This window comes from Paenibacillus nuruki (assembly GCF_001721045.1).
Taxonomy (GTDB): Bacteria; Bacillota; Bacilli; order Paenibacillales; family Paenibacillaceae; genus Saccharibacillus; species Saccharibacillus nuruki.
Genome location: NZ_MDER01000072.1, coordinates 1 through 11,627, shown reverse-complemented (window position 1 = coordinate 11,627; position 11,627 = coordinate 1). Strand labels below are relative to the sequence as shown.

The following is an 11,627-nucleotide window of genomic DNA, read 5'->3' as shown; positions in this document are numbered from 1 at the left end:
ACAAAAAAGCTTCATCTCATTCACCAAGATGTGAAATAAAATAAAGCTTTTGGTGTACTAAATATTGAATATTATTTTGAAATAGTTAAGTAGTAAGATAGATATTTATTTCAAATCTATAGTTATTATTCTGGGTTATAATCTGCATCTTTTTCAGTAGAGCGATAATGATATGGATTAGCAACCTCGCTCATATTATCAAAAAGAGTTTGGAAATCTGCAATTCTCATGTCTATGCGAATATAAGCTTTCATTTCTTCATTGCTTATTTGCTCATGCGGAGACAAACTAGATGCTTCTTTAAGAAGATATATCGCTTCCCATACATCTGCTGGTACAGAAAATCCGATACCGTCTGCAATGATATCAATAATATCTTCTAAATTATCTATACTTGGAAAATCAGACTCAGAGTCTAAAGCATCATCGTAATCTTGATTGAATTGCGTAATTTCATCTTTTATATTTTGAAATACATTTTTATTTTGCCAATTTTTATTTTTTAAAATATCGTTTAACATATTTTCGATTTTTATGGCTGATTGTGCGAGAGTACCATTTTTAGTTCTTTCAACAGATGCTTTCATAAATTTAGTGGCCATATTTTTGCGATCTGCATAATGTGCTCTATATACTTGTACCATATTGCCGGTATCTCCCATATGCAATTTATCTTGAGTAAATGGAAATTGATCATCATCTCTTATATGGTCAATACCGGGTATGTTTTTCATATAAGTGTTAGCATTTATTTCGTTTATCCCCATATCTGCAAAGTAAATTGAACTAAATTTTTCGAGTAAATCACCTTGAACAGAACGACCAGGTAACTTTTTGTTTTTTTCTTTAACTTTTGCTTGATACTTTGTATACAGATCATCGTATATTTCTTGTTGATTCGGATCAAATTCATCTGCTTCAAAGTCTGAATCTTCATTATCTTCATCGGTGTTGGTGTGATCTTCTTCAATATTCATTTTTGTTGACTCTTGCTCAATAGTATGAAGCTGGTTAAACCAAGTATCAGGATTAATAGGATTATTTTTATTTTTTTCATATTCTAAACGGCTAAAAGTTGTCCTCAGCTGATTCAGGTCATTGTCGTCTAGTTTCCAGATATTTTCGTTCATATTGTGTTTAATCAAATTAAATTCTTCTTCAGTAATATTGTCCCAATTAACAGGAACTTCTTCACCTGTCTTAGTATCTATTATGCGCTGAATCGTTTCTTTAGAAGTAGATAGTTGATTTTTTAAAATTAATTTTTTTAGATGCTGATTTCCTAAATTTTTTTGCAATTGTAGTATAGATACATGTGGACTTGAACTAGATTTAGAATATGAAGTTTTGGAAATTGATGCAGAGGTTGTTGGTGTTTTCTTTGTATCATCATAACTAAAATGAGTTGAACTTACAGCTCTCGAAAAAAGATCACTCTTTCTTTTCAATTCGATCACTACCTTTCATTGTGAAATCATTGAAGCTAGTATACAAATACAAACAGTTATTAGTAATTATAATTTACTTTAATATAACAAATTCCCCAAAATGAAGTGAGTAATTTTTTCGGTTGGTGTGCTTAATATAAAATTTGATTCAAATCATAAAAAAGCTAATGCTGGTTAGCATTAGCTTAAGTATAACTTTTAGGTTTTAACGATTATCGATCGTCTCAGGGTACATATCATGATTCATCATACGGTGTTCAGCCATTTGCTCGTATTTCGTTCCGGGCTTACCATAATTGGTATATGGATCAATAGAAATCCCGCCGCGTGGCGTAAATTTACCCCAGACTTCGATATAACGAGGGTCCATTAATTTAACAAGATCATTCAAAATGATATTCATACAGTCCTCATGGAAATCACCATGATTGCGGAAGCTAAATAGGTATAGCTTGAGTGACTTGCTTTCTACCATTTTCTGATCAGGGATATAACTAATATAAATCGTTGCAAAGTCAGGTTGTCCTGTAATCGGGCAAAGGCTTGTAAATTCAGGGCAGTTAAACTTAACGAAGTAATCACGATATGGATGTTTATTATCAAAATTTTCAAGAATACTTGGATCGTATTCAAAATTGTATTTGGTTCCTTGATTGCCAAGCAGTGTTAAATCTTGCATTTCATCGGGTTGTCTTCCGGACATAGAAATTAATCTCCTCTAAATATATAGTTACTTTCATCGTACTTCTTCTAGCATTTTACGTAAAAAAATAGGGTATATCATATTCTGCTAAACGCCGCGCTTATTGCCCCATACCAGAGTGTGCAATTGCGGTAAAATACGAGCATCGTTAAAAGCAGGCATATCCATCGCTTGATCAATCAGCCACTCATAACGCTTCAATAAAGAAGCTGCAATCTGATCATCTGCACTGGTCACATCAGGATTACCCGTCTGTAAATAAAGCAGTACATTTGGATAACGCAGATGTACTTTCTCCGCATAAGCCAGATCCTGTTCATCAAAGATCACGACTTTGAGGCTAAACGAATGAGCAAACTGGGATGTTCCCGCATAAGAAAGAGGTGCTTCTTGTGCTTGCGCTGTATATCGACTGATCTGATTGTGCTCCAGACGGCGAATAATATCGTCTAACACCTCAAAATTAGTGGTCATTCCAGAACTTGGTGGCTTCGGTGAAATCGTAACTTCATTAATGTCAGTCAACCAATCTTGCCATTTGGAACCTTGTGTTTCGACTGCGGTACGAATCCCTTTTTCACTTAGCAATTGTACAAGTTGTCCCAATTGAGGAAGCAGAGCAGGGTTACCGCCTGAAATCGTGACATGGTTAAAACGATCTCCACCAATGTCGAACAATTGAGCATACACTTCTTCAGCACTTAGACGCATAATCTGATCTTTGGCACTACCATCCCATGTAAAAGCAGAATCGCACCAGCTACAACGATAATCACAACCAGCCGTACGCACAAACATCGTTTTTTGCCCGATCACCATTCCTTCACCTTGAACAGTAGGTCCAAAAATCTCAAGTACCGGAATCGGAGCAATTTTCGGTGTATGAGGGTGTTCGGAATGATCATGATTATCTGTATCTGAACCTGCTAATTGATTGGCTTTGGCGATTTGTTCCGCATTCACTTTAAATGTTGTACTCATGCTTGCATCCACTCCCGTCTTGCTTCTGCATAACTGGTTGGTGTCTCATACAATTGTACAAATTCTACACGTCCGCCTTCGACTTGCCCTGCATAAGGTTCGCTTTGCAGTGCTAATTCCATTTGTTCATATAACCACACGACCATATTTTCAGCCGTTGTATTCATTGGAGGCAACGTTTCATTGAGATAGCGGTGATCAAGAAAAGGTTCGATATGAGCTTTCCAGATGTTTTTGATATCCCCAAAATCGACTACGATCCCGTTATCACTAGGGATACCGCTAATACCAAAAATCACTCGATACGTATGACCATGTAAATTCATACATTTGCCGTCATAAGCATGTAAATGATGCGCTGCATCAAAGGTAAACTCTTTATTGACAAGCACCCGTCTACGATGGTAGCGGAGCTGTTCGTGTTGAATATCTGTACCATACTGTTGCAACTTCTCGACGATACGGAAAGGTCCCGGTTGATTCATCGACGTGCACCTTCAGTAGAGTCATTAGATTGTTCACGTTCTGCAAGATAACGATCCAGTCCAGCTTGACGTAATTTACAAGCAGGGCATTCTCCACAACCGGAGCCTACAATACCGTTATAGCAAGTTAACGTTTTTTCACGTACATAATCAAAAGCACCTAATTGATCTGCCATTTCCCATGTTTGAGCTTTATCGAGCCACATCAAAGGAGTATGAATAACAAATTGGTGATCCATCGACAGATTTAACGTTACATTGAGTGATTTAACAAAAATATCGCGACAATCTGGATATCCGCTAAAATCGGTCTCACAGACACCGGTAATGATATGACGTGCTCCTTTTTGTTTGGCCATAATCGAAGCAAAACTCAAAAACAACAAATTACGTCCATCAACAAATGTGCTTGGTAATTCGCCTTCTTCGTGGGTAATATCAATATCCGAACGAGTCAATGCATTAGGAGCCAGTTGATTCAGTAGACTCATATCGAGAATCGTCTGTTCAACACCTAATTCTTGTGCAATTTGAGTGGCTACTTCGATCTCTGCACTATGGCGTTGACCGTAGTTAAAAGTCACCACTTCTACCTCAGCAAATTGCTCTTTTGCCCAGAACAAACAGGTTGTACTATCTTGGCCACCACTGAAAACGACAACCGCTTTTTGATTTTTAAGCATAAAAAAATCTCTCCATTTCCTTAAAGGGATATCAAGACACTAGCACGAAGACCACTTGCTTAGAAAAGAAATGATCTGCATCATTCTAATCAGCAAAACGTTCAACACCCTATATCTTGTTGTCCTTCGGGAAGAAGAGAGTTCCATGAACCTGTCCAACAAAAAACAAACCTCATATCAATGCTAAAAAAGACAGAGTCTTCTTTTGAAATACACGCATTGATCAGGATTGATAGTTTTTTATAGAGGGAGTTCGCGAACCTCTCCCGCGTTGCCCTGTGCGGAACTACGTTGCTACCTATCATGTAAGTAGAAAGTAGTCCTTTTCAGTACACTGCGGATTATCTTCTGTTCAGGATAAAACTTGAAAAACTGCTTCGTTAGTATAGCATATTTGTAGACAATGATGCATGATTAGAACTAAATAATTTATAAAGATATTGAAGGAGAAAATGATGGGACAATACATATGTGCTGTATGTGGATATGATCAATTAGATAAACCACAATGGGAAGATGGATTTCCAAGTTATCAAATATGTGAATGTTGTTTTTTTTAGCCAGGATTTGATAATGATGGAGCGAGCGATCCTGTTAGTGTAGAGGAATATCGCAAACGTTGGTTAGAGAATGGAAGCCAATGGAGAAGCTCCTATCAAAATAAACCAGAGCATTGGGATGCGAGGGTTCAACTAAAAAATATAAATATTGATCCAGATCAGAAGGAAGAGCTTATTATCAGTGGGATAGGGCATATTACCTTTTCGGTAGCTGATATGGAGCGTGCGATGACTTTTTATATTAATGTATTTGCTGTTCAGCCGTTACTGGTTAAACCAAAGACTGTTTATTTTGAAATAGCCGGTATTTGGTTAGCATTGAATCTACAAGAAGACATACCAAGACAAGAGATTCACCAGTCATATACTCATATTGCTTTTTCAGCAAAAGAAAAAGATTTAGACACTTTACGAGCTAGACTTCAAAGAGCAGGTGCAACGATAGAAGAAGGACGACAGCGTAATCCAGAAGGAGAAGGACAATCCATCTATTTCCGCGATCCGGATGGACATTTACTAGAGTTCCATACAGGGACGTTAGAACAACGATTGGATTATTATCGAAAATAACTAAAAAAGATGTTCTCATTAATATGAGAACATCTTTTTTTATAATTAAATCTATTTAAACATAAAATTTGTAAATTAATTTTAATTTTATCTATATTTGGAATTTTATAGTATATAATACCTAGGTAAATTGAAAAATTTAGTAAAAAAGGTATAGATCTTTATACACAAATTACATATAATCGAAACAGTTACACTATTTTTATATATAAGGGGAATCAAGGAAAAAAATGAAAAGAATACTGGGGTTATTATTTGCATTACTTTTATTGATCGAAACGATCAATCCAAGTGTATATGCAGCAGAAGAAAGTACTCCGTTCGCAGATGAGAGTACAAGTGAAGTAATTAGTAATACAGAAGCCACAAAGACAGAAAACTCAGCTTCAGATCCAACAGAAAAAGAATCCACTGTTAATCAAAATACGTACGAAGTATTTCCAGAGGTTCCTTTCCCTGTATTACCTAAAGAAGAAGAGCAACAATACATCGTTCGTTTGAATGAATCAAATGTCAAAACGTTAAAAGCAGAGACAACACCTCCTCAGTTAGAAGATGCTATCCTGTTACCTCGTGTAGATCGCTATTTAGCTGATCTGACTCCTACCGATGTGAATGAACTCATTCGTGAAGGAACCGTTGAATATGTAGAGTTAGATCAACCGATTGAACTCGCAGCAAATAAAGTAGAAACCAAAGATTTAAAAGAGCAACCTCAAAGTATCCCTTGGGGCGTATACTCCATTGGTGCTAATCTCGCTCCCAAACCAGATAAAACAAATAAAAAAGTAAAAGTTGCCGTATTTGATACTGGTATTTCTCCGCATTCTGAATTGAATGTAAAAGATGGCGTTTCTTTTGTAGAAGATGAAACCGATTATGCAGATCATCAAGGTCATGGCACTCATATGGCTGGAACGATATCTGCTGTAGACGATACGTATGGTATCGTTGGAGTATCACCTAACGTAGAGCTATATTCAGTTAAAGTCATTAATGCTAAAGGTAAAGGTTATACTAGTTCAGTTGTACAAGGAATTGACTGGGCGATTAATCATCATATCGATATCATTAATATAAGTTTTACAAGTGTGGAATATAGTGATGTATTAGAACAAGCGATTCAAAATGCAAGAGAGAAAGGAATTCTTGTATTCGCAGCAGCAGGTAATGCAGGAAATGGTGAAAATAACGTTAGATACCCTGCTCAATATCCTGGCGTTATTGGAGTAGGGGCAGTCAACACATCTCATGCAAGAGCGACTTTCTCTTCCACAGGGGAAGGTTTAGATTTAATGGCACCTGGTACGAATATACTTAGTACTTATAACCACCAAGATTATGCTATTCTTTCAGGAACATCTTCTGCAACTGCCTTTGCTTCAGGGGCGGCAGCATTATTATGGGAACATAACCCTTCCTGGACTGCTAACCAAGTGGCAGATCGGCTTACAGAAACAGCGACTTCCTTAGGTGAAGCTCATCAGTATGGTAAAGGGCTTATCAACGTTGCTAAAGCATTAGGTATCATTGATGGAAATATTGCTCCTTTAACAGATGGTGAAGATCCATCCCTTCTTACTGTACCTGTTGAAGAACCAGTAGTAGATAGCGATTTGACACTAGCTTCTTATGATCATTTAGGTAATGGGAAAAGTGTGGCAGCGGGTCAGCCGATTACCGTCTCTTTAAAATTGAATGGTGGATTACAAGGGGAAAATGTACATACGGGGATCACAATTACCGTTTCACCTACTTCTAATCCATCTCAAGTTATTGGTGGGGCTACAAAAAAAATAACAAGACCAAGTCTTAATGTAGATATTCCTTTTACTTGGAATACGAAAGCTGATACACCACCAGGCACCTATGAAATTCGCTATCGATATGACGGCATTTTTGGAGACGATACATTTAATGTTACAGTGACCTCTCCGGAAGTCGTTCCTCCCGTTGAAGGCGAAGTATCGGATACGTATGAGAATAACAATACATTTGCTCAAGCACGATTAATTAATGAAGGTAGTACGTATACTTCTTATATCTCTGTAGAAAACGATTTAGATTACTACAAATTTGTAGCTACAAACACACGCGAAGCAACGGTAACACTTCGTTCGACTCGTGGCTCAGCATTTCTTTTAAATTCTTATGATAACAATCAAAATACATTAAATTCTATAGAAGCTTCTTCTGGACAAGAAAATAGTACAAAGATCAGAGTAGAAGCAGGTAAAACCTATTATTTAAAAGTGCAAGGAAACAATGATTATTTTGGCAATAAAAACTATAGTCTATCGATCGATGGTTATGTAGCACCTACTCTAATGGCTCCTCAAAATGTAACAACATTCCCAAGCTATACGAGTATAAATATGACATGGGATGCTATGGAAAATGCAACTTCTTATATTGTTAAAGTAAATGGAAATATAGTCGCAACACCAACAGATAATGTTTTTAATATTACTGGTCTACGTTCTTTGACTAGTTATTCATTAAGCGTAGCCGCTGTATATGAAACAGGCACAAGTGCATTCACTACTATTCGTGAGACAACGCAAGTCTCTGAATTAATTGTGAATAATCCACAAGATATTCAATTACCTGCTGGTTCAGAACAATTATTTAGTTTTAGACCAGCAACAACAGGAATTTATCGTATATTTACAAGCGGATATCATAATCGAAATACCCAAAATGATACAAATCTGAAGATTTTTGAAGATGCTTCTCAAAGTACTCTATTATTTGACAATGATGATTATAGTGATACTACTTTTTCAGAATTAAAAATTCCTTTGGATGCTGGAAAAACCTACTATGTTCTTCTTTCTGGATTCGATGGTATTCCTCTGGAAGCACGTATCACAGCAACAGTTATTAGCTCAACAATTCCGTATTTGACGGTAGATGAAGCACAAGATATTGATGAATCGAAAAAAGAGAGTACAGTCTACGTGTTTGTACCCGGAGCAACTGCTAACTATAAGTTATTTACCAGTTACTATAAAGGCAATAAAAATACACGTAACGATACAAAAATGACGATATATAGTGATATTTCCATGAAGCAGATGATTCCAAGCGGTACAGATGATGATTCTGGTGGAGATGATTTCTCTAAATTAGAACTCAAGTTAAGTAAAGGTACTCCCTATTATATTAAGATCGAAAGTTACGACAAAGTATACGCACGCTTAATGGTTAGTGCGATGCCAATAGACTTTCCGGTTATTCAAAATCAAGAATACAAAGATATTTCACTCGTTGCCGATGAAAGTTCTTACTTTGCATTTACACCTGCCGAAACAGGGAAATATCGTTTCTTCACTACGTATTATACGGGAAATTCTGCTATTAAAGACACTCATATAGCTCTTTATAGTGACTCGGCATTAAGTTCTCTAATGAATGAAAATGATAATGTAGAAGGTAAGAAACCATATGGTGCTACATGGTCTAAAGTCGAAACAACACTTCAAGCAGGAACCACGTATTATCTTGTAGTTAAGAATAAAACTCCTGGTACAGCTATGAAAGCTAAAGTACAGGTAGAGGATGCTTTTCAATCAGAGAAATCTAAAGCTCAAGTATTGCAATGGGATGATTTATATTCGACTGATGCTAGAGGACAAAGATTTCAGAGCACTTCTTTATATGACGTTGATTTTTATCGTGTAAGTCTAAGTTCTGCCGAACAAGTTAATATCAATATTTTTGATGGTGTTGGAAATATTGAAAATAAAAATGGGGGCATTTCTGGAATTTTTAGCTCAGCTGGAGAGAAAGTATTCTGGCTATCAGCAGGAGAATATTATTTCCGGGTAGATAATACTTTAGGTCGTACATGGAGTATATCCTCAGCTAAAAATTATATAAGTAGAACTTATAAAATTTCTTTGTACATCAACAAATTTGAGACTACAGAACGTGAAGAAAATGATTTCTCTATTGCCTCTGAAGATCCAGGAGGAAATGGTAGCACTACACCGCAAAGTTTTACACCAGGTAAAAATGGAAGCAGAAATGTATATACAGCTTTAATTTATAGTAATAAAAATAAATTTGATAGTATTACTTATCAAATTTATCCTAAACATCTTAGTGGAAGTTTAACCAATCGATACACAGCTTATCAAAAAACATTAACAAGACAAAGTGGAGTATCCACTATGAAACTTGATTGGGATGGTACCGTTAGAAAAGAAACACGAGATATTTTAGCATTAGTTTCTGATGGCTATTTTTATGCTAAAGATGGAGATTATCAATTAGTAGTATATCCTAAAGTTACAGGTGATGAAATTTGGAGAGTTGCTAGAGAGGATGTTGTCACATCCGAAATAATAGTAAAAAACAAAAAAATATATGGACCTTCAACCGGAAAACGTTATCCAACTCCACCCACTACATTTGATGGAACACCAAATACTGCTTTAGTCAAAGCAGGAGAAGCTCAAAGTTGTGGATTATGTAAAGAATACTATAAAAGATATGTATATCCATTTGAAAATGTAGGTGTAGGTGATCTTCAGCAAGATTATCAAGCATGGTTTAGAAAAAATTATGGAGAAACAAGTCTTCAGAAATTCTTTAGTACTATGGATCGCTTAAAGATTGTCGATCCGAATGCAAGCCCATCAGAAGTTGCACATGAAATATTAGGAGCGGGCGAAGCTATCCCTGTATTCTCTGTATTCAGTGGAGGAGCCAACAGCATACTCTATCTATCTGAAGGGGAGTACACTCAAGCATCTTTATCAGCAGCAGGTATGGTTCCTGTAGTAGGAACAGTCAAAGTAGCTTATAAAGTCATTAAAGCAGGCAAAAGTCAAATTGAGACTGCTACTGTAAAAATGGTAGGTTTAACGACGAGAGAAAATGCTGCCAAAATGGCGAAGACGACTTGTAATTGTTTTGTAGCAGGTACAGAAATTGAAACAAAAGATGGAGAGAGACCCATTGAAGATATTCAAATTGGGGATCAAGTTCTTTCTAAAAATGCAGAAACGGGCGAACAAGCATACAAGAAAGTAACCGCTCTTTATCGTAATGAAAAAGAAATAACGTATAAATTAACAGTGAATCATGAAATTATAGAAACGACAGATAATCATCCATTTTGGGTCGAAGGCAAAGGATGGGTCGTTGCAGTTGATTTACAAGTAGGAGATCAACTGAAACAAAGTAATGGTCATACGCTCACGATTGATCAAATTGAGATTGTAAAACATGATCAAAAAGTGAAAGTATATAATTTCACGGTTGACGATTTCCATACGTATTTTGTAAGTGATTTGGATATTTGGGTTCATAATATTGATGGATGTGATCTACCAAAAATATTGAATTCAGAAATGATAGAATATGCTGTTAGTGATACTTCAAGACTTCAACATTCTTATAAGCATGCTAAAGATTTTGGTTGGACAAGCAATTGGAATAATCAAACCAAACAAAAATTTTCAGAATATATAAGCAAGCTATTATCCAAACCTATAAAATCGTTTGATAATAGCTTAGGACAGGATAGTGTAAAAGGTTACTATAGTATAGATTCTAATGGATATAATATTGCTGTCTATATTTATAAAAATGGAACAAAAGCAGGGCTTGTTGCAACAGTAGTTAAATTAGGTGATGCACAAATGGTTAAATTTGGATTGAAATGAGGCGAGAATATGGATCTTGGATATGGTGAATATATAAATATTTCTGCGTGCTTAAGAATGCCTTATAATACTTCAAAAGTATTTGAGTTATTAAATGAATTAGAATTAAAAAATACTCAATTTCAAGAAGTTACCATATTATTAATTTCCCCAAGTGTAGTTAATTATGATTTGGTTTGGGAAGGTGCTGAGGAAATTACCCAAAATTTTTCCTATAAGTTATTAGAACAATATGTTCTTTCATCTTTAGATATGGTGATTGATCATTGTATACCAGCACGAATGATTATAAATTTTTTAGATACTGATTCTTATGAAGTATCTATCTCTTTAAATTTTCAAAAAATAGAAGAAGAAACTCAACAAATTATAAGACAGGAAAAGTTTAAACATATTGAGCAACTAGCTTTAAATATTTTTAAAGCTATAAGCCCAGTATATGCATTGCTAGGAATCGAAAAAAGCGTTATAGGCTTAAATGGAATTATAAATGATTTTTTTTCTTTTCCTACAGATAAGGTT

At 35.6% G+C, this 11,627-nt stretch carries 8 protein-coding genes and 1 riboswitch; of the genes, 3 read left to right on the top strand and 5 right to left on the bottom strand.

What is annotated here, in order from left to right:
- Positions 1-125 precede the first annotated feature (125 nt).
- The 5 genes from PTI45_RS18875 to queC form a co-directional block, all read right to left on the bottom strand.
- Positions 126-1,448, bottom strand: a complete 1,323-nt coding sequence (locus tag PTI45_RS18875; RefSeq protein WP_069329140.1) for a hypothetical protein — start codon at positions 1,446-1,448, stop codon at positions 126-128.
- Between the two features lie 205 nt (positions 1,449-1,653).
- Positions 1,654-2,151, bottom strand: coding sequence for a preQ(1) synthase (gene queF, locus PTI45_RS18870; RefSeq protein ID WP_069329139.1), 498 nt, complete (start codon positions 2,149-2,151; stop codon positions 1,654-1,656).
- 87 nt (positions 2,152-2,238) lie between these two features.
- Positions 2,239-3,132 carry a 7-carboxy-7-deazaguanine synthase QueE gene (gene queE, locus PTI45_RS18865; protein ID WP_083243619.1) on the bottom strand — a complete coding sequence of 298 codons (894 nt, stop codon included), beginning with the start codon at positions 3,130-3,132 and terminating at the stop codon, positions 2,239-2,241.
- Positions 3,129-3,617 carry a 6-carboxytetrahydropterin synthase QueD gene (gene queD / locus PTI45_RS18860; protein WP_069329138.1) on the bottom strand — a complete coding sequence of 163 codons (489 nt, stop codon included), beginning with the start codon at positions 3,615-3,617 and terminating at the stop codon, positions 3,129-3,131. The genes queE and queD overlap by 4 nt, the downstream gene beginning before the upstream one ends.
- Positions 3,614-4,300: a 7-cyano-7-deazaguanine synthase QueC gene (gene queC / locus PTI45_RS18855; protein WP_069329137.1), complete on the bottom strand. Its 687-nt coding sequence runs from the start codon at positions 4,298-4,300 to the stop codon at positions 3,614-3,616. Before queC ends, queD begins: the two co-directional genes overlap by 4 nt.
- A gap of 226 nt (positions 4,301-4,526) precedes the next feature.
- Positions 4,527-4,570, bottom strand: a riboswitch (PreQ1 riboswitch).
- Positions 4,571-5,034: 464 nt separating this feature from the next.
- Here queC and fosB point away from each other — a divergent pair.
- From fosB to PTI45_RS18840, 3 genes are all read left to right on the top strand, one after another.
- Positions 5,035-5,430 carry a metallothiol transferase FosB gene (gene fosB / locus PTI45_RS18850; protein ID WP_069329136.1) on the top strand — a complete coding sequence of 132 codons (396 nt, stop codon included), beginning with the start codon at positions 5,035-5,037 and terminating at the stop codon, positions 5,428-5,430.
- Between the two features lie 230 nt (positions 5,431-5,660).
- Positions 5,661-11,105 carry a S8 family serine peptidase gene (locus PTI45_RS18845; RefSeq protein ID WP_069329135.1) on the top strand — a complete coding sequence of 1,815 codons (5,445 nt, stop codon included), beginning with the start codon at positions 5,661-5,663 and terminating at the stop codon, positions 11,103-11,105.
- 9 nt (positions 11,106-11,114) lie between these two features.
- Positions 11,115-11,627 (top strand): hypothetical protein (locus PTI45_RS18840; protein ID WP_139129283.1); only part of this gene is annotated, 513 nt, incomplete at its 3' end.